The 25,224-nt window shown below is 31.1% G+C and carries 26 protein-coding genes; 18 read left to right on the forward strand and 8 right to left on the reverse strand.

Annotated features, from left to right (window positions below; translation table 11 throughout):
- On the reverse strand, positions 1–1,242 hold the full coding sequence (locus KAR67_RS04065) for an anthranilate synthase component I family protein (RefSeq protein WP_002778232.1): 1,242 nt from the start codon (positions 1,240–1,242) through the stop codon (positions 1–3).
- A 383-nt stretch (positions 1,243–1,625) separates the two neighbouring features.
- Here KAR67_RS04065 and KAR67_RS04070 point away from each other — a divergent pair, with 383 nt between their 5' ends.
- The 9 genes from KAR67_RS04070 to motB all read left to right on the forward strand — a co-directional run bounded on the left by KAR67_RS04070 (position 1,626) and on the right by motB (position 11,823).
- Complete coding sequence (locus tag KAR67_RS04070; protein ID WP_002778230.1) at positions 1,626–2,411, forward strand: sulfite exporter TauE/SafE family protein; 786 nt, start codon at positions 1,626–1,628, stop codon at positions 2,409–2,411.
- 87 nt (positions 2,412–2,498) lie between these two features.
- Positions 2,499–5,321 carry an excinuclease ABC subunit UvrA gene (uvrA, locus tag KAR67_RS04075; protein ID WP_002778228.1) on the forward strand — a complete coding sequence of 941 codons (2,823 nt, stop codon included), beginning with the start codon at positions 2,499–2,501 and terminating at the stop codon, positions 5,319–5,321.
- A 1-nt stretch (position 5,322) separates the two neighbouring features.
- Positions 5,323–5,856, forward strand: coding sequence for a hypothetical protein (locus KAR67_RS04080; RefSeq protein WP_134162879.1), 534 nt, complete (start codon positions 5,323–5,325; stop codon positions 5,854–5,856).
- A 21-nt stretch (positions 5,857–5,877) separates the two neighbouring features.
- Positions 5,878–6,555, forward strand: coding sequence for a hypothetical protein (locus KAR67_RS04085; RefSeq protein WP_002778226.1), 678 nt, complete (start codon positions 5,878–5,880; stop codon positions 6,553–6,555).
- A 12-nt stretch (positions 6,556–6,567) separates the two neighbouring features.
- Positions 6,568–7,158: a hypothetical protein gene (locus KAR67_RS04090; protein WP_002778225.1), complete on the forward strand. Its 591-nt coding sequence runs from the start codon at positions 6,568–6,570 to the stop codon at positions 7,156–7,158.
- Positions 7,151–7,594 (forward strand): YqaA family protein, encoded by a 444-nt coding sequence (locus KAR67_RS04095; protein WP_002778224.1) that lies wholly within the window; start codon positions 7,151–7,153, stop codon positions 7,592–7,594. The genes KAR67_RS04090 and KAR67_RS04095 overlap by 8 nt, the downstream gene beginning before the upstream one ends.
- A 63-nt stretch (positions 7,595–7,657) precedes the next feature.
- On the forward strand, positions 7,658–10,297 hold the full coding sequence (gene polA / locus KAR67_RS04100) for a DNA polymerase I (protein ID WP_002780668.1): 2,640 nt from the start codon (positions 7,658–7,660) through the stop codon (positions 10,295–10,297).
- A 15-nt stretch (positions 10,298–10,312) separates the two neighbouring features.
- Positions 10,313–11,089: a flagellar motor stator protein MotA gene (motA, locus tag KAR67_RS04105; RefSeq protein ID WP_002778220.1), complete on the forward strand. Its 777-nt coding sequence runs from the start codon at positions 10,313–10,315 to the stop codon at positions 11,087–11,089.
- A gap of 2 nt (positions 11,090–11,091) precedes the next feature.
- Positions 11,092–11,823: a flagellar motor protein MotB gene (motB, locus tag KAR67_RS04110; RefSeq protein WP_002778217.1), complete on the forward strand. Its 732-nt coding sequence runs from the start codon at positions 11,092–11,094 to the stop codon at positions 11,821–11,823.
- 14 nt (positions 11,824–11,837) lie between these two features.
- On the opposite strand, the gene flhB is transcribed toward motB, so the two are convergent.
- Both flhB and KAR67_RS04120 read right to left on the reverse strand, forming a co-directional pair.
- Positions 11,838–12,926, reverse strand: coding sequence for a flagellar biosynthesis protein FlhB (gene flhB / locus KAR67_RS04115; RefSeq protein WP_002778215.1), 1,089 nt, complete (start codon positions 12,924–12,926; stop codon positions 11,838–11,840).
- A 121-nt stretch (positions 12,927–13,047) separates the two neighbouring features.
- Positions 13,048–13,644 (reverse strand): peroxiredoxin, encoded by a 597-nt coding sequence (locus KAR67_RS04120; RefSeq protein WP_002778213.1) that lies wholly within the window; start codon positions 13,642–13,644, stop codon positions 13,048–13,050.
- A 255-nt stretch (positions 13,645–13,899) separates the two neighbouring features.
- Here KAR67_RS04120 and KAR67_RS04125 point away from each other — a divergent pair, with 255 nt between their 5' ends.
- The 6 genes from KAR67_RS04125 (at position 13,900) to KAR67_RS04150 (ending at position 17,189) form a co-directional block, all read left to right on the forward strand.
- Positions 13,900–14,184 (forward strand): 4Fe-4S binding protein, encoded by a 285-nt coding sequence (locus tag KAR67_RS04125; protein ID WP_002778210.1) that lies wholly within the window; start codon positions 13,900–13,902, stop codon positions 14,182–14,184.
- 100 nt (positions 14,185–14,284) lie between these two features.
- A complete protein-coding gene (gene ndk / locus KAR67_RS04130; protein WP_002837749.1) occupies positions 14,285–14,698 on the forward strand; it encodes a nucleoside-diphosphate kinase in 414 nt (137 codons plus the stop codon).
- A complete protein-coding gene (locus KAR67_RS04135; protein ID WP_002778207.1) occupies positions 14,698–15,057 on the forward strand; it encodes a hypothetical protein in 360 nt (119 codons plus the stop codon). The genes ndk and KAR67_RS04135 overlap by 1 nt, the downstream gene beginning before the upstream one ends.
- A gap of 23 nt (positions 15,058–15,080) precedes the next feature.
- Positions 15,081–15,227, forward strand: a complete 147-nt coding sequence (gene rpmF / locus KAR67_RS04140) for a 50S ribosomal protein L32 (RefSeq protein ID WP_002778205.1) — start codon at positions 15,081–15,083, stop codon at positions 15,225–15,227.
- Positions 15,228–15,232: 5 nt separating this feature from the next.
- Positions 15,233–16,219 (forward strand): phosphate acyltransferase PlsX, encoded by a 987-nt coding sequence (gene plsX / locus KAR67_RS04145; RefSeq protein ID WP_002786211.1) that lies wholly within the window; start codon positions 15,233–15,235, stop codon positions 16,217–16,219.
- Positions 16,212–17,189 (forward strand): beta-ketoacyl-ACP synthase III, encoded by a 978-nt coding sequence (locus tag KAR67_RS04150; RefSeq protein WP_002778202.1) that lies wholly within the window; start codon positions 16,212–16,214, stop codon positions 17,187–17,189. Before plsX ends, KAR67_RS04150 begins: the two co-directional genes overlap by 8 nt.
- 227 nt (positions 17,190–17,416) lie before the next feature.
- Here KAR67_RS04150 and serC read toward each other — a convergent pair whose 3' ends face one another.
- Both serC and xseA read right to left on the reverse strand, forming a co-directional pair.
- Entirely contained in the window at positions 17,417–18,493 is a 1,077-nt protein-coding gene (serC, locus tag KAR67_RS04155) for a phosphoserine transaminase (RefSeq protein ID WP_002778200.1), read from the reverse strand.
- A gap of 9 nt (positions 18,494–18,502) precedes the next feature.
- Entirely contained in the window at positions 18,503–19,666 is a 1,164-nt protein-coding gene (gene xseA, locus KAR67_RS04160) for an exodeoxyribonuclease VII large subunit (RefSeq protein WP_002778198.1), read from the reverse strand.
- Positions 19,667–19,838: 172 nt separating this feature from the next.
- On the opposite strand from xseA, the gene KAR67_RS04165 reads away from it, so the two are divergent.
- From KAR67_RS04165 to KAR67_RS04175, 3 genes are read left to right on the forward strand one after another with little or no spacing between them, the layout of a single operon-like run.
- Positions 19,839–20,804, forward strand: coding sequence for a tripartite tricarboxylate transporter substrate binding protein (locus tag KAR67_RS04165; RefSeq protein WP_002787974.1), 966 nt, complete (start codon positions 19,839–19,841; stop codon positions 20,802–20,804).
- Positions 20,805–20,808: 4 nt separating this feature from the next.
- Complete coding sequence (locus KAR67_RS04170; RefSeq protein ID WP_002785338.1) at positions 20,809–21,252, forward strand: tripartite tricarboxylate transporter TctB family protein; 444 nt, start codon at positions 20,809–20,811, stop codon at positions 21,250–21,252.
- Between the two features lie 13 nt (positions 21,253–21,265).
- A complete protein-coding gene (locus KAR67_RS04175; RefSeq protein ID WP_002794034.1) occupies positions 21,266–22,759 on the forward strand; it encodes a tripartite tricarboxylate transporter permease in 1,494 nt (497 codons plus the stop codon).
- Here KAR67_RS04175 and ubiE read toward each other — a convergent pair.
- The 3 genes from ubiE to perR are packed head-to-tail and all read right to left on the reverse strand — an operon-like array spanning position 22,756 to position 25,121.
- Positions 22,756–23,463, reverse strand: a complete 708-nt coding sequence (ubiE, locus tag KAR67_RS04180) for a bifunctional demethylmenaquinone methyltransferase/2-methoxy-6-polyprenyl-1,4-benzoquinol methylase UbiE (RefSeq protein ID WP_002787978.1) — start codon at positions 23,461–23,463, stop codon at positions 22,756–22,758. The genes KAR67_RS04175 and ubiE overlap by 4 nt on opposite strands.
- Positions 23,463–24,665, reverse strand: coding sequence for a hypothetical protein (locus KAR67_RS04185; RefSeq protein ID WP_002787980.1), 1,203 nt, complete (start codon positions 24,663–24,665; stop codon positions 23,463–23,465). Before KAR67_RS04185 ends, ubiE begins: the two co-directional genes overlap by 1 nt.
- A 45-nt stretch (positions 24,666–24,710) precedes the next feature.
- Positions 24,711–25,121: a peroxide-responsive transcriptional repressor PerR gene (gene perR, locus KAR67_RS04190; protein WP_002778185.1), complete on the reverse strand. Its 411-nt coding sequence runs from the start codon at positions 25,119–25,121 to the stop codon at positions 24,711–24,713.
- Between the last annotated feature and the right edge of the window lie 103 nt (positions 25,122–25,224).

Here is a 25,224-nt window from a genome sequence, read left to right on the forward strand (position 1 = left end):
TTAACTCCTTTTAGCCATTTTTTCAAAACTTACTAATAAAGCTTTACGCTTAGCGCAAATTTCTTCATATTCTTTTTGTGGATCACTTTGTAAAACTATACCCGCTCCACTTGCTATAAAAGCTTTATTTTCTTTAAAAAAAGCCGATCTTATGATAATAGCTAAAACCACATCTTCATTAAAATTTAAAAACCCAACAGCGCCTCCATAAACTCCTCTGTCTAAATTTTCAAGCTCATTGATAATTTCTAAAGCTCTAATCTTTGGGGCACCACTTAAAGTTCCTGCTGGAAAAACCGCTCCTATAATATCAAAAATATTGGCTTGCTTATCCATCGTCGCATAAACTTCACTGACTATATGCATGACAAATTTATTTCTTGTTATACTAAAAAGATTTTCAACTCGCGTATTTGTACCGAATTTAGATGCATCATTTCTAGCTAAATCAACAAGCATTTTATGCTCACTCAATTCTTTTTCATCGCTTAAAAGATCTTTTTCTAATTTTAAAATATCTGAATTTTCATCCAAATTTCGAGTACCTGCTATAGGAGCTAAAAAAATTTCTTTGTTTTTTATTTTCAGTAAAAACTCTGGAGAAGAACCTAACACAACCCCATATTGAGTCGGAAAATAAAACATATAAGCACTAGGATTTAACTCACTTAAAGTTTCATAAAATTCAAAACTATCAAAATTATGCTCTATGCAAAGCTGCTTGCTTAAAACCACTTGAAAAATATCTCCGCTTAAAAGATATTCCTTGGCTTTTTCCACACTTTGGATAAAATCTCTTTTTTCTTCTTGAAAATCCTGCAAGATTTTATATTCGCAAACTTTTTTATCGAAAACAAAATCTTCTTTTAAAAAATCAAAATACTTATTTTCTCCGTATTTAAAAAACATTTTGCTAGTTTTTTCATAAACCAAATAAGCTTTAGCATTGGCAAATAAAAAATTTGGAAAATCATAATTTTTATTTTCATTTGAGGGTAAATTCTCAAACAAAGAAATAAAATTTGCACTAAAAACACCAAAAAATCCAGAATATTTGCAAATTTGCTCCCTTGAAGCATTTTCATAAAATTTCGCCTTTAATTCGCTAAGAGTGATATCCTTAGCATCATAAAAATCGCAATCAATACCTATAATAACCCTAGTAGAATCTTCAGCAAAGTAAGAAGAAGGAAATTCTTTTAAAATTTGCCTATAATATAAATTTGCTTTCATTTCAAGCATAATACAACCTTTATAAAAAATAAAATAAAAAAATATTGAGAAGTTAAAAAAGAAGCTTAGAAGCGCCAAAAACGAAGAGTGTGTGTTGATACTAAAATTAAAGAATTATTTAAAAAATCGTTTTTATTCATCTTCTACCTTTCAAAAAATTAAGCCTCATTTTAAACTATGATGACTTTTATTAATTTTAGAGAAAAAAACATAAAATTATCCTTTAATATTTATTTCATTTTCAAAAAAATAAATCCATGTAACTCTGTGGAAAATATTTTGTCAAAATAAGCCTTGTAAAACATTATAAAAAATTTTAAAACTAAGATAAGCTTGATAAGATAAAATTACTCCTTATTTAATCAACAAACGATATAAATTTAGGAAAAAGTATGAATTTTACAGATTTGCCTTATATCTTTATAGGTATATTTTCAGGTATTACTTCAGGACTTTTTGGCATAGGTGGGGGAATGATTATCGTGCCCTCAATGTTTGCTTTAGGAGCAAGTGCTCATCATGCTATTGGAATTTCTGTATTACAGATGATCTTTGCGGCCATTTTTGGTTCTTATATTAATTATAAAAAAAAGAATTTAAATCTCAAAGATGGTATTGTTATAGGACTGGGCGGTCTTTTGGGGGCAAGTTTTAGTGGAATTTTATTACAAGCCTTAAGCGATGTAGCTCTTACTGCTATATTTTTAGGAGTAAGTTGTGTATTTTTTATCAAATATGCCTTTGGCATCAAAGAAAGTGTTGTAAAAAGCCATAAAAGCGTATGGGTTAAAAATGGAATTTTATTTATAGCGGGAGCTTTTACGGGAATTTTTGCTATTTCTTTAGGTATAGGCGGAGGGCTTTTAATCGCTCCAATTTTAGCTTATTTCTTAGGCTATGATAGCAAAAAAGTGGTTTCGCTTTCTTTATTTTTTGTTATTTTTGCTTCAATCTCTGGTATCATCTCTTTTGCAAATTCAGGTGTAATTGACGCTGAAGTTATCCACAAAGGTGTTTTAGTAGGTTTTGCTTCTATGATAGGTGTTTTTATAGGTATAAAAATCATAGAAAAAATGCATATTTCAGCTCATAGAAAAATTTTACTTTGCGTATATGCTTTATCCATACTTGCAACCACTCTTTCTCTGCTTAGAAAACTTGGAATTTTAGCATTTTAATCCATTAAAATGCTAAAAAATTTAAAAACATAATTTTTATATTTTTATGTTAAAATGTTAAATTTATTTAATGCTTAGGAAAAACTTATGAATGATACGATAAAAATCATTGGCGCAAAGGAAAATAATCTTAAAAATATTCATCTTGAAATTCCAAAAAATAAACTCATTGTTTTTACAGGATTAAGCGGTAGTGGAAAATCAACCCTTGCTTTTGGCACACTCTATGCCGAAGGTCAACGCCGTTATATAGAAAGTTTGAGTGCTTATGCAAGACAATTTTTAGACAAGGTAGGCAAACCCGATGTGGATAAAATCGAAGGTTTAACCCCTGCTATTGCGATTGATCAAAAAACCACTTCTAAAAATCCGCGTTCTACAGTCGGAACCATCACTGAAATTTATGATTATTTAAGACTTTTATATGCAAGAGTGGGCATTCAGCATTGCCATCAATGCGGACAAAAAATCTCATCTATGAGTGCAAGTGATATAGTAGGAGAAATTTTAAAATTTCCAAAAGGAGCTAAAATCATCATCTACGCTCCTTTGGTGCGTGAAAAAAAAGGAACTTATGCGGATTTACTTGAAAATTTGCGCAATAAAGGCTATGTAAGAGCGCAAATTGATGGGGTTTTAGTAAGACTTGATGAAGATATAGAACTTTCAAAAACTAAAAAACATACGATAAAACTCGTCATTGATAGACTCGAAATACAAGAAGATCTACTTTCTCGCCTTGCAAGCGATATAGAAAAAGGTTTGGAAGAAAGCTTTGGAGAAATCGAGATAGAAGTCTTAAATCCCGATGAAGTAGGACTTAATAAGCACTATCACTTTAGCGAACACTCCGCTTGCTTTGCTTGTAAAATTTCCTTTGTTCCTCTTGAGCCTTTAAGTTTTTCTTTTAACTCTCCAAAAGGGGCTTGTGAAGCCTGTGATGGACTTGGAATTCGCTATACCCTAGATATGAAAAAAATCATCGATGAAAGCCTAAGTCTTGAAAATGGCGCGGTAAAAATAATGTATGGATTTAACAAAAGCTATTATTATAAATTTTTAATTGCTTTTTGCGAGCAAAATGAAATTCCTATTAAACTCCCTTTTGCTGAACTTAGCGAAGAACAAAAACGCCTTGTGCTATACGGAAATGCAAAAACCATTGACTTTTTTTGGAAAAGAAATCGCCTCAAACGCACCTTTGAAGGTGTGGTAAAAATGGCTTATGAAATGCTAAAAGATGAAAAAGACTTAGCAGAATACATGAGTGAAAAAATTTGCAAAGATTGTGCAGGTCATCGTTTAAAACCTGAAAGTTTAGCCGTAAAAATAGCCTCTAAAGGACTAGGCGAAATTTTAGATATGAGTATAGAAGATAGCACTAGCTTTTTTGCAAATAAGAAAAATTTCTCTTATTTAAGCGAGCAAGAAAGACTTATCTCTGAACCCATATTAAAAGAAATCAACGAAAGACTTTTCTTTTTATATGATGTAGGACTAGGCTATTTATCTTTAGGACGCGATGCAAGGACGATTAGCGGAGGTGAGGCACAAAGAATTCGCATCGCTTCACAAATTGGCAGTGGTTTAAGTGGGGTGATGTATGTTTTAGATGAACCTAGTATCGGACTTCATGAAAGAGATACAGCAAAACTCATTAAAACCTTAAGAAATTTACAACAAAAAGGCAATACTCTAATTGTCGTAGAGCACGATAAAATGACTATAGAAGAAGCTGATTTTATCGTAGATATTGGCCCAAAAGCAGGAAAATTTGGAGGCGAAGTGGTATTTGCTGGAACTTATAAAGAACTTTTAAAAAGCAAAAGTGAAACCGCACTTTATATGAACGGCAAGAAGCAAATTTCACAGCTTCAAAACAGAGAACAAAAAGAATGGCTAGAACTTAAAAATGTAAATATCAATAATATCAAAGATCTAAGCGTTTCTTTTCCTTTGCAAAATTTAGTCGCGATCACAGGTGTTTCAGGATCTGGAAAAAGCTCTCTCATACTTCAAACCTTACTGCCTTTTGCACAAGAAGAATTAAACCGCGCCAAAAAAGTAAAGAAATTAGGTGGGGTGCAGATTGAAGGGCTTGAAAAACTAGATAAGGTTATTTATCTTGATCAAAGTCCTATAGGACGAACCCCGCGATCAAATCCTGCTACTTATACAGGTGCCATGGATGAAATTCGCAATCTTTTTGCTGCTACCAAAGAAGCTAAAATGCGAGGCTATAAAGCGGGGCGTTTTTCTTTTAATGTTAAGGGTGGAAGATGTGAGAAATGCAGTGGCGATGGAGAGATTAAAATAGAAATGCACTTCTTGCCCGATGTAATGGTGGTTTGCGATACTTGCCATGGCAAACGCTATAATGATGCCACACTAGAGATTAAATACAAAGGTAAAAATATCAGTGAAATTTTAAATATGAGCGTTTTAGAAGCAAGTGAATTTTTTGCAGCTGTGCCAAAAATCAAACAAAAACTTGATACCTTAGTAAAAGTCGGACTTGATTATCTTACCCTAGGACAAAATGCAACGACTTTAAGTGGGGGTGAAGCGCAAAGGATAAAACTTGCAAAAGAATTAAGCCGCAGTGACACAGGAAAAACGCTTTACATACTTGATGAGCCGACCACAGGGCTACATTTTGAAGATGTCAATAAACTCATTTTAGTTTTACAACACTTAGTCGATCTTAAAAATTCTGTTTTTGTGATAGAGCATAATTTAGATGTGATTAAAAATGCTGATTATATTATCGATATGGGTCCAGAAGGCGGAGTAAAGGGTGGAAAAATCATTAGTACAGGAAGCGTGGAAAAAGTTGCAAAAGATCATAAGAAAACAAAATCTTATACAGGATATTATTTGGATTTAGAGCTTAAAAACGCAAAGAGTTAAAATGACACAGGAACAAAAAATATCATTTTTTAAGATTAAAAGATTAAGTATTTATATATTTTTTTGTGCTTTATATAATTTTTTTTACTTTTTTTCTTATGAAAATGTGGGAAGTTTACATTGTGAATTTCTTTGTATCAGCGGTAGATTTTTATGCTTTTTTTCTTGGATTTATATAGTTCTTGCTTTTATTTTTATGGTGGCAAGAATTTATTTTTTATTTTCTTCTAAGAAAATTTTAATTTATTTTTTGCTTGCCATTATAAGCCTTGGCTCATCTTTTTTTCTTTTGGAAAATAAAATTTTATTTTTAGGGCTTTTAGCTTTATTTTTCGTTTTTTATTTTTTATTTTCACTCACTCTTGCTTCGCTTTTTAAAGAAGTGAAAATGTCCTTTTATTTTGTGTTTTTATGTATGCTTTTAGCATTTTTATTTTTTGAGAAATTAAGCTTTTTATTTGTCTTTCTTGCTTTACATTTTTTAACTTTTGCTTATGCTTTTGATAGGTATGAAACTTTAAAAAAGCTGTATTGAGTTCAATTTTAAAGGAAAAAAATGTCAAATTTAAACTTTCATCAAATGTTTGAAATTCAAAGACAAAATGATTTTAAAAGTATCAAAAAGCTTGCGTGGGTAGTTTTTATAAGTTTTTTACTTTGTGTTTGTTTTCAGTTTTTACCCATTATTCTTGATTTTGCCTATGATTTAAAATTGTTGAAATTTAATTCTAACACTAATATTTTAGCTATGGTTTTTAATGCAATTTTTTTAATTTCTTATTTGATTATGATTTTAAAACTTTATTTTGTAAGTCAAAGTAAGGTTTTATTGATCAGTTTTTTTATAGCTGCATTTACTCAATTTATCGCTTTATTAAGCTTGAATTATCTTATTGCTAGTCCTGTTGTTGATAAGATATTACGTATTTTTCTATATGGCTTTTCTTTTTTATGTCTTGCAATAGCCATTTTTTGTACTTTTATATTTTTTAAGACTTTAAAAACTTTATGTGAAAATAAGATTTATTTTAAACTTTGTTTTATTTTCAAAAGTGCGATTTTGATAATTATCTATATACTTATGTTTGTTCTAATTTATAGCGAGCATTCTCTTGCTTTAATTATCGCTTATTTTATGATTTTTTTCTTTGCAGGCTTATTATTTACCATTTATTACGCACTATTTGCTTTCGCGCTTAGTAAAAACCAAAATATCAAATTATCCCAAACTTAAAGCTTATATCCAATGAAAAAGAAAATATTTAAATTTAGTATTTTATTTACCATTTTTATAAGTCTAAGCCAGAGTACTTTGGTTTTTATTTTTAATCATTATTTAATTATTGATTATAGTGCTTATGAAACACTGCCACAAAGCTTTGCAATGCTAAATTTAGCCGATCAAAAACTTTATCATTTAACGCAAAATTTACGCTTTTTACATTCTATTTTAGCTTTTTTATTAATAATATCATTTTTCTTTGTGCATTTATTTTTCTTTTATATTTCCAGAAAAGAAAAATTTATACCTTATTCCTTTTTTTGTTTTGTGCTTATGGTAATAAGTGCTATTGCTAATTTACTTGAAGGTATAGAGCAAAAAGAAAGTATTTTTTGGTATTACAAGGCATTTCTTGATGTTGGTGTTTGTTTAATTTATCTTTTGTTTTTAGATAAATTTTTTCAAAGTCACCTTTTTAAAATCTTTTTTGTATGTGCTTGCTTGTGTACAATTTTAACAAAATTTAAATTTATGGATTTTACCACGCCTTTTGTTTTGCCTATTTATCTTTTTATTTTATTGATTTTAATGCGTAAAAAGAGCTTTAATGTTTGATTTTTTATATAATGATATTAGCTACTTAGGGCTTTTTATCGTATGTTTTCTTTCAAGCACGCTTTTGCCTCTTGCAAGTGAAGCCTTTGTTGTAGCTTTTATAAAACTTGATTTTAATGCTCATTTGGTTTTATTTATAGCTACTTTAGGCAATACCCTAGGAAGCTTAAGCACCTATGCTCTAGCCTATCTTGGCAAAGAAAAAATTTTAGAAAAATATTTTTCCAAATCTTTAAAAAAGCTTGATAAATTCAATGCAAATTTTACTAAATTTGGAAGTCTTTATGCTTTTTTAACCTTTTTACCCTTAATAGGAGATATCTTTGCTTTAGGCCTTGGTTTTGCAAAATACCCTTTCATCAAAGCTTGTTTTTTCATAAGTCTTGGCAAATTAAGCCGCTATATTTTTATAATTTTTATCGCTAATTCTTTATAAAAATCATCAATCTTTAAAGTGAATTTTGGGATAATAATTTAAAACCCACTAAGAAAGACAACCATGAAAACTTTAACTATTATCGATACTTTTGGCTTCTTTTTTCGTCTTTATTATGCACTCAAAGGATTTAAAAATTCTCAAGGACAAGCTAGTGGAATGATTAGCGGTTTTGCTAATTTTATCTATAGTCTTAAAAACGAATATAAAAGCGATTATATTATTTTTGCACTAGATTCTAAGGGCAAGACATTTCGTAGCGATATTGATCCAAATTATAAAAAAAATCGCACCCCGCCCCCACCCGAACTTTTGGAACAAATTCCAATTTGTATAGAAATGATAGAAAAAATGGGCTTTATGAGTGCCTCTTACGAGGGTTATGAGGCAGATGATATCATCGCTTCAGTGGTTAAAACTTGTAAAGATAAAGATATTTTTGTACGCATTATAACACAGGATAAAGATCTTTATCAGCTTATAAAAGATGGTAAAACAAGTATTTATAGCCCTATTTCAAAAAATGACTATGATGAAGAAGCTTGCTTTGAGAAATACGGTGTCAAACCTTATCAAATTAAAGATTTTTTAGCCTTATGTGGAGATAGCTCGGATAATATCCCAGGAGTTAAAGGCATAGGAGCAAAAGGTGCTAAAACATTGCTTGATGAGTTTGGAAGTATCGAAGGCATTTATGAAAATTTGACTCTAGTACGCAATGAAAGAAGTCGTAAATTGCTTCTAGAAGGTAAAGAAAATGCTTTTCTTAGTAAAAAACTTGCTTCTTTGTATGAGGATTTAGAAGTAAGCAACTTGTTAGAAAAAGCTGATTTTCCTCAAGATGAGCCTCTTTTAAAAATTCTTGAAATTTTAGAGCATTATGAACTCAATGTCTTACTTAAAAAACTTCGCCAAAACCCCGATAATAAAGATAAAAATTTAGGCTTTAAAGCCACTCTTATCCAAGATGAAGACAAACTCTTTGAAATTTTAAATTCTCTTGAACAAGAAAGTATCATAGCTTTTGATACTGAAACCACAAGCATTGATACCAAAGAAGCAAAAATTGTAGGATTTAGTTTTTGTATGAGTGAAAATGAAGCCTTTTATGTACCTCTTACTCATAATTATTTAGGTGTGGGTAAGCAAGTATCATTACAAAGCGCTAAAAAAGCTATAGAGCTTATTTTTAAACATTTTATCATAGGGCATAATCTTAAATATGATTTTAAAATCATAGAAAATAATTTTAAACTCTCTTTGCCGCAAAAATATGCTGATACTATGATTTTAGCATGGCTTAAAAACCCTTCCTTAAGAGTCAATATGGATGATTTGGCTCTAAGACTTTTTAATTATGAAACCTTACATTTTGAAAGTCTTGTAAAAAAAGGAGAAAATTTTGCAAGCGTAGAGCTTGAAAAAGCTTGCAAGTATGCAGCTGAAGATGCTTATATCACTTTAAGATTTTATCTTTATTTTTTAAAAAATCTTGAACCTCATTTGCTTGATCTTGCTAAAAATTATGAATTTGATTTTATTAAAATTATTATGATGATGGAAGAAAATGGCATAAAACTCGATACGCATGCTCTTGAAATTCTCATGAAAAAATTTGAATCTGAAATTAAAATTTTAAGCGAAGAAATCTATGCTTTATGTGAAGATAGATTCAATCTTAATTCCCCAAAACAAGTAGGCGATATACTTTTTGAAAAACTCAAGCTTCCAAGTGGAAAAAAAGGTAAGACAGGGTATTCTACCGATGAAAAAGTCTTAAATGAACTTCTCGATAAACATCCTGTTATTTCTAAAATTTTAGATTATAGAGAACTGGCCAAGCTTTATTCGACTTATTGCGAGCCCTTGTTAAAACTTGCTTTAAAAGATGAAAATTCAAGAATTTATTCGAGCTTTTTACAAACAGGTACTGCTACAGGCCGTCTTTCATCTAAAGATCCCAATTTACAAAATATCCCCGCGCATGGACAATATGCAAAAGATTATAAATCCTGCTTTATAGCCAAAGAGGGATTTAGTTTTATCAGCCTTGATTATTCTCAAATCGAACTTAGAATGCTAGCGCACTTTAGCGAAGATGAAAAACTTTTAAATGCTTTTAAAAACGATGAGGATATACATGCAAGAACCGCTATAATGATATTTGGCGAGAGTAATTATGAAACAAGAAGTATAGCAAAAAGTATTAATTTTGGCTTGATTTATGGTATGGGTTATAAAACCTTAAGCAAAAATCTAAAAATTGAAGCCAACTTAGCTAAAACCTATATAGAAAAATATTTTGAAAATTTTACTAGCATTAAAAGTTATTTCGAAAAAGTAAAAAATGAAGCCAAGGCTAATGGTTTTATTAGCACCTTAAGCGGACGTAAACGCTATTTTGACTTTGAAAATGCTAAACCCATGCAAGTGGCTATGTATGAAAGAGAGAGTATAAATTCGATTTTACAAGGATCAGCTGCAGATATTATAAAATTTGCCATGCTAGAAATTGCTAAAATTTTAAATCAAGATAAAAGGCTTATCTTGCAAATTCACGATGAACTTATCTTTGAAGTTAAAGATGAATTATGTGAAAATTTTGTGAAAAAAACTAGTGATATTATGGAAAATATAGTAAAATTAAAGGTAAAATTAAAAACAAGCTCAAGTATCGCCAAAAAATGGGGCGATTTAAAATAATCAAGGAGTGATTTAATGGATCTTTCAACCATATTAGGAATGGTTCTTGCAGTAACTAGTATCTCAGTAGGAGATATACTCGAGGGAGGAAATCCTCTGCATGTTATCCACCTTTCTTCTTTTCTAATCGTTATGCCAACGGCAGCTTTTTGTGCCATGACTTCAACTCATAAAAAAATTGTAAAAGCAGCCTATAAAGAACTTAAAATCGTTTTTAAAGGTTCAGGTGTAAATCTACCTGAAAGAATAGCTCAGCTTATCGAATTCGCAATTATTGCACGCCGAGATGGTCTTTTGGCTTTAGAATCAAGAACAAATGAAATTGAAAATGAATTTTTAAGAAATGCTATGATGATGCTAGTAGATGGAAAAAGTTTTGAAGAAATTCATGAAAGTATGGAAATTCAAACCGAACAACTTGAAGAACACTATAAAGAATGTGCAGAATACTGGATAATCTTTGGTGAAACTTGTCCTACTATGGGACTTGTTGGAGCGGTTTTTGGGTTGATTTTAGCACTGAAACTTCTAGATAATCCTCAAGCAATGGCAGCAGGTATTTCAGGTGCTTTTACGGCTACGGTTACAGGTATTTTCGGTGCATATGCACTTTTTGCTCCTTGGGGAAGAAAGATGAAAGCTAATGGTATGGATCTTGTAAAAGAGCAAATTGTCATTACTGAAGCTATAAAAGGAATTGCAGAAGGTGCTAATCCTAGAGATTTAGAAGCTAAACTTTTTAACTTCTTAAGTCACGATGATCCAAGAATTTCACAATTTGACAAAGGTTAAAAATGGCTAAAAAACATAAATGCCCAGAATGTCCAGCAGGTGAAAAATGGGCTGTGCCTTATGCAGACTTTCTAAGTTTGCTTTTGGCGCTTTTTATTGCTCTTTGGGCAATTTCTAAAACAAATCCAGCTAAAGTAGAAGCACTGAAAACCGAATTTGTAAAAATCTTTGATTATACTGCAACCCAAACCGTGCAACAAGAAACACAAGATACTTATAAATATAAGGGTTCTCAAGAAGAAAAAGAAGATGAATTGAGCAAACTTAAACAAATGGCCGTAAATCAACAAGAAGTTATTAAAAAACTTCAAGCCGCTCTTGATCAATCCGAAAATCAAGAAATACTTAACCTACCTTCCAAGGTTGAATTTGAAAGAGGAAGTGCACAAATAGTATCTGCAGATATTCAAGATTATCTTAAACGCATTGCTCAGCTTATTTCATACTTACCTCCTCAAATAGAAATTGAAATCAGAGGTTATACTGACAATAGTGACTCAGCCTTAAGAAGCTATGATCTAGGCTATACAAGAGCAGAAAATGTTTTAAAATATCTTATAGAAGGCGGAGTTAGCACCAAAAATATAAACCTTAAAAGCTATGGATTAAATAGTCCCATCAATGGAAATCCACAAGCTTTAGAAAACAATAGAGTGCAAATTTATTTTAAAGTAGATATTAAGGATAATGACGCAAAACAATCAGTGCTTGATCTTATAGAAAAAAGCAAATAATAAAATTTATTTGCTTAATTATTTTTCTTGACCTGTCCTGCTAAACGACTTTTATTGTTAGTATTGTAAACAAATCCAAGTACCTCTGCTACAGCTTTAAACATTTCTCTAGGAATAAGATCATTAATATCACAAGCCTTATAAAGCTCTCTCGCTAAAGGCGGATTTTCATAAACAACTACATTATTATCATAAGCAACCTGTTTTATACGAAGTGCCAAAAAATCTACTCCTTTAGCCACAACTCTAGGAGCTTGTTCTTTTGTTGTATCATAACGAATCGCTACAGCATAATGCGTCGGGTTTGTAATAACCACATCCGCCCCTGCAACATCTTGAACCATACGGCGGCGTGCTGCTTCCATTTGTAAGCGACGAATCCTCCCTTTTACCTGAGGATCTCCCTCCATTTGCTTGTATTCATCTTTAATTTCTTGCTTGCTCATTCGCAAGCCTTTAAAATACTGAAAACGCACCAAAAAAATATCCAAAACAGCAATCACTAAAAATGCTATGATTACAATAGCTGCCAAAATAATAGCCCTATCCCTAAGCCAAATGAGTTGTCCAATGATATTATAACGCTCAACCAAAGGTAATTCTTGCATAAATTTTAAAAGCACTATAAAAGCTACAGTAAATACTACGCCTACCTTAAGCACGATCTTAACACTCTCGACAAGCTTTTTTAAAGAAAATAAATTTTTTAAGCCTTTTAATGGATTGATTTTTCCTAAATTAGGCATTATAGGTTTGGTCGTAAAAATAAAACCAAACTGCATAACATTACCTAAAATACCTGCGATCATAATACTCAAAACTATAGGTGCTAGCAAAATCAAAACTTCAAAAATGCTTTTAATCATAATGGCTTGGATAATACGCAAATCAAATTCAACACCTATAAAACTTTGATAATATCTATATAGATTAGTAATTCTTTCACCGATAAAACCCATCATAAAAAGTGTAATCACAAAACCAACTATTAAAGTAACAATAGCTGCTGCGTCTTGGGATTTGGGGACATTGCCTTCTTTTCTTGCGTCTTCTATTTTCTTGGACGTGGGTTCTTCAGTTTTTTCTTGATCTTCGCCTGCCATAATTAGCCTAAATTTAAGTTTATAAAATTAGATAAAATTATATAAAAAAATGATGAATTTTAATTAAAGTTAAGAGAAGAAATTTTATCAAGAAGAAAAGCCCTTTTTTAAGGGCTTGTTATTATAGTTTATCTTCGTTTTTATCAAGATACTCAGCAACACCTTTAGGGTTAGCTTTCATACCAGCATCACCTTTGTTCCAGCCTGCAGGGCAAACTTCACCGTGTTCATTAGTGAAAAGCATAGTATCTACCATTCTGATCATTTCATCAATATTTCTTCCAAGTGGTAAGTCATTAACTACAGCGTGGCGAACTGTTCCATCTGCATCAAGCAAGAAAGAACCACGAAGAGCAACTGCTTCTGCATAAAGTACATCAAAATTTCTAGCAATTTGTTTAGTTAAATCTGCAACAAGTGGGAATTTAACTTGACCAATACCCCCTTGATTTACTGGAGTGTTTTTCCATGCAAAATGTGAAAATTCATTGTCGCCTGAAATTCCAATTACTTCAATACCACGATTTTTAAATTCTTGATATCTTTTATCAAAAGCAATTATTTCTGAAGGACAAACAAAAGTAAAATCTTTTGGATAGAAAAATACTACCGCACCTTTTGGGCCTATATTTTTATAAAGATTAAAATCTTCAACGATTTCGTTATTTCCTAATACTGCTGGAGCAGTAAAGTCTAAAGCTTTTTTTGTAACTATCATGTTTTTCTCCTAATTAATAAATTTTATTGATAGCGAAATTATATCGTTTAAATCCTTTAAAGATTTTTAAATGATAATAAATTTTTGAAAATATTTTTTATAGTATTTTATATTATATTATAAATGATAATCAAAATCTAAAAATTATCAAATATATATATTTTTTGATTATCAAAATTATAGTTTTTTAAGAATACTTTGATAAAATGCTTAGTTGAAAAAAGTAAATTTCATATTAATCAAAAAGGAGACAAAATGGCTGTAAAAATTACAGATAGTTGTATTGCTTGTGGTTCTTGTATTGATGAGTGTCCAGTTAGCGCAATCGTTGACGATGCAAACAATCCAGAGGGCGAAGATAGATATTATGTCTATGCGGATAAATGTGTTGAATGTGTAGGACACAATGATCAACCAGCTTGTGCAAGCGCATGCCCAACTGATGGCTGTATAGTATGGAGTGAAATTGCTTCAGGGCAACCAAGTCGTGATAATATCGGTAGCGATATGAGAGATGGAACTACCCCAGTTTTTGCATAATTCTACAAAGGCTAGTTAAAAAGCTAGCCTCTTTTTAACTTTTTTTAAACAAATTCAAGTATAATTTTAAGCTTTATAAAAACCAAGGAGTATAATCAAAATGGAAAAAACCCTATCGATTATCAAACCTGATGCCGTAAAAAAAGGTGTTATAGGTAAAATTTTAGATCGTTTCGAAAGTAATGGATTAAGAATTGCTGCTATGAAAAAAGTTCAACTTAGCAAAGAACAAGCTGAAGCTTTTTATGCTGTTCACAAAGAAAGACCTTTTTTTAAAGATTTGGTTAAATTTATGATCAGCGGCCCTGTTGTGGTTTCTGTTTTAGAAGGCGAAGGTGCTGTTCTTAAAAATAGAGATTTAATGGGAGCAACAAACCCAAAAGAAGCACAACCTGGCACCATTAGAGCAGATTTTGCTGAAAGCATTGACGCAAACGCTGTTCATGGAAGCGATAGCTTAGAAAATGCAAAAATTGAAATTGAATTTTTCTTTAAATCTAACGAAATTTGCTAATGAAAATAGCCTTTTCTAGGATTAACAATACTAACTATCCTTTTAAACTCAATCTTGAAAATGTTGTTTTTGAAGGAAATTTAGTAAAAGTAAATCCTAAACTTGTTAAAATAAATGCCACAATGCAAGGTTTTGTTTATAGACCTTGTGATAGCTGTGGTGAAGAACTTGAGCTTGAAATAAAAGAAAATTTGGATCTTTTTGCAAGTGATGGTATTTTTAAAGATAATACGAATGAATTAAGCAATACCATTGAATTTTTTGATGGTCATATTGATTTAATAGAAGTTGCAGTTAGTGAGCTTGAAGCTTATTTGAGTGATTATTTTTATTGTAATAATTGCAAAAATAAAAGCTAACAAATTTTAAAAAAGGAGATAAAATGGCAGTACCTAAGAGAAGAGTGAGTAAAACTCGTGCAGCAAAACGCAGAACTCACTATAAAGTAAGTCTTCCTATGCCTATAAAAGACAAAGATGGAAGCTACAAAATGCCTCATCGTGCAAATCCAAATACTAAGGAATACTAAAATCAATGATTGACATTGCTATAGATGCAATGGGCGGAGATTTTGGAGAAAAGCCCATTATAGAAGGCGTTATCGAGGCTTTAAAAGAAAGGCCTTTTAATGCTATCTTAGTGGGAAATCCCAATATTTTAAGACCTCTAATACCTAAAAATTTAGAACAATACATTCAATATGAGAATGCCAATGAAGTTTTCTCTATGAATGAAAATGCAACAGATGCCCTAAAAAGAAAAGAAACTACGATTTATAAAACCATCGAACTTGTCAAAAATGGAAAAGCAAAAGCCGCTGTTTCAGCAGGACATAGTGGTGCAAGTATGTCTTTAGCAACTTTAAGATTGGGCAGACTCAAAGGAGTATTACGGCCCGCAATTGCAACCTTAATGCCAAATACTACAAGTAAAACTTTGTTTTTAGATGTGGGTGCAAATACCGACTGTAAAGCCGAAAATTTATTTCAATTTGCTATAATGGGCGATGCTTATGCAAAAGAAATTATGAAAATTTCAAAACCTCGCCTGGCTTTATTGTCTAATGGCGAAGAAGAGTGTAAAGGCAATGAACTTACTAAAGAGGCTCATCAGCTTATGAAACAAATTCCTAGTTTTGTTGGAAATGCTGAAGGTAGAGATATTTTTAATGGTGAAGTTGATGTCTTAGTTTGTGATGGATTTGATGGCAACGTAATCCTAAAAGCCTGTGAAGGCGTAGCTACAGCAATTATCCACATTTTAAAAAATGAAATCAAGCAATCTTTGATATCAAAAATAGGCGCATTGCTAATGAAACCTTCATTTAAAAGACTTAAAAAACATATTGATTGGCAAGAATATGGCGGCGCCCCACTGCTTGGTGTCAACGGCTGCGTTATTATAAGTCATGGAAAAAGCGATGCTAGAGCAATCAAAAATGCTATTTTTCAGGCTATTAACTTTAGTGAATCAAATATCAATCAAATAATAGAAAAGGAGCTTGAGAAATACAATGCCTAAAGCGAGTTTAAAAAGTATAGCTTCTTATATACCTGAACAAATTTTAAGTAATCACGATCTTGAAAAGATTATTGATACAACAGATGAGTGGATCACAAGACGCACAGGTATAAAAGAAAGACGCATTGCAAGCAAAGATGAAAGCACAAGTGATTTAGGCACCAAAGCAGCTATAAAAGCTATAGAAAGAGCGAATTTAAAACCACAAGATATTGATGCGATACTAGTAGCTACCTTAAGCCCTGATTATTTTACCATGCCTTCAACTGCTTGTAAAATCGCAGCAAATTTAGGACTTAATGGAATCAGTGCTTTTGATATTTCAGCAGCCTGCTCAGGTTTTATCTATCTTTTAGAGCAAGCTAAGGCTCTTGTAGAAAGTGGTTTGAAAAAAAATGTTTTAATCATAGGAGCCGAAAAGGCAAGCTCTATCATGGATTATACCGATAGGAGTATTTGTATACTTTTTGGCGATGGTGCAGGTGCTGGAGTAGTAAGTCTTGATGAGAACAATCCTATAATCGATGTACATACAGCAAGCAATGGAAATTATGGTGATTTACTAATGACAGAACGCTCTCAAGAATCAAAAGAAGCTTCAAGCCTAGCAATGAAAATGAAAGGTAATGAAGTCTTTAAAATAGCGGTGCAAACTTTAAGCAATGATGTCGTTGAAATTTTATCTAAAAATCAAATTTTGCCTGAACAAATTGATCTTTTTATCCCACACCAAGCAAATTTACGCATCATTAAAGCTGTGCAAGAAAGACTGAATTTAAGCGATGAAAAATGCGTTGTAACTGTGCACAAATATGGCAATACCTCAGCTGCTTCTATCCCTATGGCGATGAATGATGCCTATGAAGAGGGTCGTCTTAAAAAAGGGAATTTGATCCTGCTTGATGCTTTTGGCGGTGGTTTTACTTGGGGTTCTGCCTTACTTAAATTTGGTGGTGAGAATTTCTCCTAAAACCTTAAATTTACATTTTAACACTGTGTAAAATTTACCTTAAAAAAGATTTGAACCAAATCTAATTAAACTTTCTATATCTTAATACTAGATATTTTATTGGATTAAATTTATTTTGAAAATTTACATATTTCTATTTTTACTTTTTTGGGATTTTTTATTTAAAACTTGAGTAAATTTTCTACCACCTTTGAGTGAATTTTATGCAAAGTGGCAGAAGGATTAGTTTAGTTATATTTTTTAGCAAATTCTTTCATAAATTCACACAGGGTTTTAACCTGATCTAAAGTAACAGCATTATAAATACTTGCGCGAATTCCTCCTAAAATTCTATGACCTTTAAGTCCTAGCATACCCACTTCTTCAGCTTCTTTTACAAATATTGGTTCAAGTTCTGAATTTTTAGCGATATTAAAGCTTACATTCATCAAGGATCTATCTTTTTTATCAGCATGTCCCTTGTAAAATCCTTCACTTGAATCAATACACTCATAAAGCATCGCAGCTTTTTGAGAATTTTTAGCATCGATAGCATCTAGTCCACCTTGATCTAAAAGCCATTTCATTTCAAGATTAAACATATAAATTGCAAAAGTCGGAGGAGTATTAAACAAAGATTGATTTTGTGCATGTATGGAGTATTTTAACATACTTGGCAAGTTTTTATTTTGAGATCTTTCTAGCATATCTTTGCGTATAAAAAGACAGCTGATGCCCGAAATTCCTGCATTTTTTTGTACTCCGCCATAAAAAAGCGCAATATTTGAAAAATCAACTTTTCTTGAGAAAAAATCACTCGAAGCATCGACGATTAAAGGGGCTTTGGTTTTAGGATAGTTTTTAAATTGTGTGCCATAAATAGTATTATTTGAGCAAATATAGGCATAATCGGCATTATCACTAAACTCAACTTGAGGTATGTGATCAAACTTACTTTCTTCACTACTAGCAACAACCTTGACATTTACCCCTAAAATTTGAGCTTCTTTTATAGCTTTTTGAGTCCAAACTCCTGTATTTGCATACTCACAAACCCCGCCTAAAGATAAATTCATAGGTATCATAGCAAATTGCAAACTCGCACCACCTTGCAAAAATAAAACCTCATAGTCATCATTTAAACCATAAAGTTCTTTTGCTTTTTGCATTGCTCCAAAATGCACTTCTTCAAATACTTTTGAACGGTGAGAAATTTCCATGATAGAATAGCCCTTGCCCTGATAATCACAAAGCTCATTTTTGGCATATTCTAAAAGCTCCAAAGGTAAAGTAGATGGACCTGCGCTAAAATTAATTTTTCTCATTATTTTTCCTTATAGAATTTTTGCTTCTTTTTGTAAAGTTTGAGAACTCAAAGTGATGATATCTTCACTTTTTAGCTCTTCTAAATTTGCTATTTTACCATTTTTTTTAATGGAAATTAGGTTTTTGCTTTTTTTAAAAAAATTTTCATGCTGAAAAAAAGCATTTTGGAGTTTTTGCAGTTCTAATTCAGCTTTTTGAATTTTGCTTTCTATTATGATTTTTGCTTGCTTAAGCAAAAATGCAAGCTGTTTTTCTTTTGCCTCTATCATAGTTTCTAAAGATTTTGCTTTAAAAAATTTGTGTAGATTGCTGAGTAAATTTTCACAATATTCTAATTTACTTTCCCAAAGCTTTGTCAATTTTTCTTCCAAAAGGTCAAGTCCTTGTTCTAAATCAAGTCTAGAATAAAGCAAAGTATCGATAGCAGCTGATGGAGTGGGTGCTCTAAAATCAGCTACAAAATCACTGATCACATAATCAATCTCATGACCAATTGCCGAAATAATAGGTGTTTTAGCTTTAAAAATTTCCCTTGCTAAGCCCTCATCATTAAAACAAAAAAGATCCTCTCTGCTACCACCCCCTCTAGCGATAATGATAACATCTAATCCTATCTCATCAGCTTTTTTTAAAGCTTGAATCAAAGAATAAGCTGCGCCACTTCCTTGCGTAAGTGCGTTAAAAACATAAATTTTAGCTAGAAAATATTCTTTTTGATTGATAAGTTTTAACATATCTTGCAAGGCCGCTGAAGTCTTTGAAGTGATGATTCCGATTTTTTTAGGGAATTGAGGCAAGGTTTTTTTATACTCACTATTAAACAATCCTTCTTTTTGCAAGCGCTCTTTTAATGCTAGAAATTGAGCCTCTAAATCTCCCATTCCCGCTTTTTTCATACTACTTGCAATAAATTGATAACGCCCACTTTCAGCATACAAACTCACACTTCCAACAAGCTCTAAAAAATCACCCACCTTAGGCTGAAAATCAACTTTTAAATTTGCACCCTTAAACATAGCACAAGCTATACTTGATTTTTCATCTTTTAGATCAAAATACCAATGTCCTGATCCGTGCATGGTGATTTTTGAAAGCTCTCCGCTTAAAACAATATCATTAAGATGTGTTTCCAATAAAGCCTTGGCTTTTAAATTTAATTCGCTTACTTTCATGATTTTCCATATATAAAGTATTACAAAAAGTATCAATTTAACTATATTTTGTATAATAAAGTTACATTTTTTTAAGAATTTTAATCTTTATCTTATAAAAATAGTAAATTTTATAAAAAAGATTATATATAATACTTATATATTTCAAACTTAAAAATTAAAGGATTTTATCATGAAATTAAAAATTTTTTGTTCTGTTTTGATTTTTGGTTTTTCGTTAACTTTTGCTAAAGAACCTAACCGTCCCGAGTGTATTGCCCCAGCTCAACCTGGAGGCGGTTTTGATCTAACATGTAAGCTAATTCAAGTAGGTATGCTTAAAGCTAACATTATTTCAACTCCTATGAGAGTTACCTATATGCCCGGAGGAGTAGGTGTTGTAGCTTATAACACTATGGTTAATAATAGATCTAAAGATGGTAATGTTGTTGTAGCTTTTTCAAGTGGGACATTACTGAATATAGCCACAGGAAAACATGGAAAATATAATGAAAATAATGTCAAATGGCTTGCTTCAGCGGGTGTAGATTACGGAATGATAGCCGTCAAATCAGACTCTCCTTATAAAAATTTAGAAGATCTAATAAATGCCTTGCATAAAGACCCAAATTCTATTAGTATAGGTGCGGGAGGTTCAATAGGAGGACAAGACTGGATGCAAACAGCATTACTTGCAAAAACTATTAATATCGATGTAAAAAAGATACGCTATGTGGCTTTTGAAGGAGGAGGAGATGCTTTAACTTCTCTTTTAGGAAATCATATTGATGTGATTAGCGCAGGCATAGCTGAACTTGTACCTCAAATCGAAACAGGAACTATTAGAGTATTGGCTATCTTTTCCCCAAAGAGACTTCCGGGCACTTTAGCAAATATTCCAACCGCTAAAGAATTGGGCTATGAGGTAGAATGGCCAGTAATTAGAGCTTACTATATGGGGGCAAAAGTTTCAGACGAAGCTTATAATTGGTGGCTTGATGCATTTGATAAATTTCAACAAACCCAAGAATATAAAGATCAATTAAAACAAAGATCTCTATTTGAATTCGATAAAAAAGGTAAAGAGTTAGAAGATTTTGTCAAAAAACAAACTGATCAATACAGAATTTTAGCCAAAGAATTCGATCTTATAAAGTAAAATCATGTCAAGTATAAGAATTGTCGCTGGAATTTTATTGGTTATAAGTTTAATTGGAATTTACATAGGGTGGAATATACATTCAGATTTTAATTATGAGCCCTTAGGACCGCGTCCTTTTCCAGTAGGTACTTTAATTTTAATCGCCCTTTGTTCTATATTTCTTGTTTTTTTCTCTGAAGATACTAAGGTTAAATGGGGTGATTTTATTCTTTGGAAAAAGCTCATCGTTTTAACTTTAGCTTTTTTAATTTATGCGCTTTTTTTTAAGTTTTTAGGCTTTATAATTTGCACAATCTTTTTAATTTTTACAATAACTTTACTTTTTGGGGCAACTTTAATTAAAGCTATTGTTTTTTCTATCTCAAGTAGTATTATTTTATACTATCTCTTTAATACTTTATTGCAAATTACTTTGCCGTTTGGTTTTATATTTGATAATTTTTAATTAAAGGAAATTTATGGATACTTGGATGTATTTAATGCAAGGATTTAGCATAGCCTTAGATCCTTATAATATTCTTATAGCCTTAATCGGTTGTTTTATAGGTACTATTGTAGGTATGCTTCCAGGACTTGGACCCATTAATGGAGTAGCCATTTTACTTCCTCTAGCTTTTGCAATGAATTTACCTGCAGAATCCGCAATTATTTTACTTGCAACGGTTTATATGGGTTGTGAATATGGAGGTAGAATTTCTTCCATACTACTTGGAATACCCGGAGATGCAGCAGCTATTATGACAACCTTAGATGGACATCCTTTGGCTAAAAAAGGTCAAGCAGGAAAAGCTCTTAGCATCTCAGCTCTTAGTTCTTTTATTGGTTCATTTATAGCAATTTGCGGTATTATACTTTTTGCTCCACTTATTGCACAATGGTCGTTAAAATTTGGTCCTGCTGAATATTTTGCTCTTATTGTCTTTGGTTTAGCAACTTTAGGAAGTATGTTAGCCCAAAAACCTATAAGATCTTTTCTATCAGCTTTGATAGGACTTTTTTTAACCACTATAGGTATAGATGGAAATACAGGTGTTTATCGCTTTACTTTTGATAGTCCACATTTATATGATGGAATTTCTTTTGTTGTTTTAGTAATGGGACTTTTTTCTGTTAGTGAAATTTTTCTAATGTTAGAGCATACTCAAACAAGTCAAAACATCATCAATAAAACAGGTAAGATTTTGGTAAATATCAAAGAATTCTTCTTTTGCTTTTGGACCATTATAAGATCCTCTATTATAGGATTTTTTGTAGGAGTTTTACCGGGTGCTGGAGCAACTATAGCTAGCGCCATTACTTATATGAGTGAGAAAAAAATAGCCGGTGAAAAGGGTAAATTCGGCCAAGGAGATTTAAAAGGTGTGGCAGCCCCTGAAGCAGCTAATAATGCTTCAGCCTGTGGTTCTTTTATCCCAATGTTAACACTTGGTCTTCCAGGTTCAGGAACAACTGCGGTTATGATGGGCGCATTAACACTTTATAATATTACTCCAGGTCCTACAATGTTTACTGATCAAGTAAATATAGTGTGGGGACTTATAGCTTCCTTGTTATTTGCAAATGTAATTTTACTTTTAATGAATTTGCCCTTGGTAGGAATTTTCGTAAAAATTTTAAGCATACCTATGTGGAGCTTGGCTCCAATTATAGCAATTGTTTCAATTATAGGTGTTTATTCTATCAATAGTACTGATTTTGATATCATTTTAATCTTAATTATTGGTATTTTAGGCTATTTTTTAAGAAAACTTGAATTTCCAATGGCTCCACTTATACTCGGTTTTGTATTAGGAGAACAATTAGAAACCAATCTAAGAAGAGCTTTATCTATCAGCAATGGAGATTTTTCAATACTTTGGAGTGGGATCATAGCTCAAAGTTTACTGATAGGAGCTGTGCTAATTATACTAATACCCCTTTTAATAAAAAAGCTAAGAAAGTCTAAATTTTAGACTTTCTTAGCTATAAACATAGAACTTACGCCGAAACTAAAACTTTTAAATTCAAGCATTTCAAAACCTACCTGTTTAAGTTCGGCGATAAATTCCTCTTTACTTAAAAAACCTTCTATAGAATTAGGCAAGTATTCGTATGCACTTTTATTTTTGCTTATCATTCCTCCCAAGCTTGGTAAAATATTTTTAAGATAAAAATCCCTACAAGAGGCTACAAAACCTCCTTTTTCTCTTTTAGTAAATTCTAAAACTACAAAAATTCCATCTTGTTTAAGCACTCTTGAAAATTCTCTCAAGGCTTTTTTTCTCTCCACTACATTGCGTATCCCATAGCTTATACTTACGATATCAACACTTTCACTTTGCAAAGGCAATTCTTGCGCTCCAGCTTCTATAAATTCGATATTTGGGAATTTTTGTTTTGCTATATTTAACATACCCTCACTTGGATCAATACCTTTGATGTGGGCTATATTTTTATTTAATTTTTTCGCACTTTCTTGCCAAATTTCTATCATATCTCCTGTGCCACAAGCCACGTCAACTATGTTTAAATTATCCTTTTGGTAAAGCTTTAAAACTCTTTTACAAGCAAATTTACGCCAACTTACATCAACACCAAAACTCAAAATTCTATTAGCCTTATCATAGGTCGGAGCTATTTCATTAAACATTTTTATGATTTTATCTTGCTTTTGCATTAATATCCTTTATAAATTTTCAATTTCTTACTTGCTTTATGGATTAATTTTCCAAGTTTTTCTTTTTTCTTGGTTAATTTTAAAAGCGTCTTTTTTTCAAGATCGCAAATAAAATATTTATTATATAGTTTGCTCAAAATTTTCAAATTATATAAATTATGAAAATATTCTAAAAAAACTGAGAGTCCTAAAAAATTTTCTTCAAAAGTTTCGATTTCAAAATTTTTCAATAAATTTTTCTTAAACAATACAAGTCTTTTTCTTAACTGCATGGCAATCATTTGCTTAAAAAAATATTTTTCTTGCTCGCTCTTATAGAATGAATCTTCTTTGATAAAAAAATCAAAATCACTCAATAAATTTTGTAAATCTTCACTACCTAAAAATAAAAGTAAATTTTCATCTAGCTCATTATTTGCCAAAATACAATAAGATTGCTTTACCAAATCTTCAAATCTAAGAGCTAAATTTTTATTTAACTCCTCATCAAAAATTTCTTCTGTACTCATTAAGATAATGTAAATCTTTCTCGCATAAGAAAAAAACTCACAAAAAACCTCTCTTTGCCGGTTTTCTAAAGCTAAATTCCAATACAATTTTAATTTTCTAAATAGATAAAATAAAAAAATTCTATATCCATCAAAAGCTAAAATAGAACTTGGAAAATCTAGAGTAAAATTTTGATTTTTTTCTATAATTTTAAAACATTTTTCTATATCTATTTCTAAATTATTAAAACCATAAAGTATTATATTTTTAGAATCCAAAACCCCGCAAAGCTCTCTTTGAATTCTAAATTCTTTAGGTGGTGTGAAAAGATTTGCCATCTCTAAAGTCGGAAAAAAAACCTTTAAAACATACAAATTAAAATCCTCATATACATCAATAAGGCTTTTAAAAGAACAAAGTTTAAATTCATAGCGTTTTTTCTTGATGCTTTTTTCTATGAGTTTTTTACGAGCTTTTTCATAATCCTTTTTAGAAATCTTTTCTTCTTGATTTTGCTCTAAAATCGGGTTATTTAATCGGGTTATTTTATAAAAATTTCCATTTAAATTTTGAAATTTTACATCATAAAAATATGTTATCTTAGTATAGAATGTTTCAATTTCATAAATTTCAAAAACAATTCCATCTTTTTGTAATTTTTCTAAAAGAGTAGCATCAGGAAGTAAAAAAGTCTTCTGAATTTCATGAACCATTAAAATAACCCTTAAATTCTTTGGGTTATTTTAACTTTATTTTGCTTAATGGCACTTTTTACAAGTGCTAACATGAGCACAAACTGCTAAATGATCGATGATATTTCCCATTTTTTTCTCTAATTTTTCTTGATATTCATCAAGTTCAGCATCTTGAAAACTCATATCTTCGATATTGCCACATTTGTTGCAAATTATATGTATATGTCTTTCTTCATAGATATCATAACAAGTTTTTTGATTTGCTACATTGATTTCTACAACTAAGCCTTGTTCTTGTAAAGTGTTAAGATTTTTATAAACTGTAGCAAGAGAAATGGAAGGGTATTCTTTTTTGATTTCCTCATAAAGCTCTTCGATATTTGGATGTTCATGTCTTTTTAAAATTTTTAAAACACACAATCTTTGTGGGGTTGCCTTCAATTCATGTTTTTTAAGTATTTGTAACAATTCCATTCTTTTATCCTAGTTCTTTTTAACTAGGAATAATAATAAATTTTTTATTAAAAAAAGTTTATATCAAATGATATTTTTTATTAGATAATAAGAAGCTATGAAA

Origin of the sequence: Campylobacter sp. JH32, assembly GCF_017846535.1 — a bacterium.
Lineage (GTDB): Bacteria > Campylobacterota > Campylobacteria > Campylobacterales > Campylobacteraceae > Campylobacter_D > Campylobacter_D coli.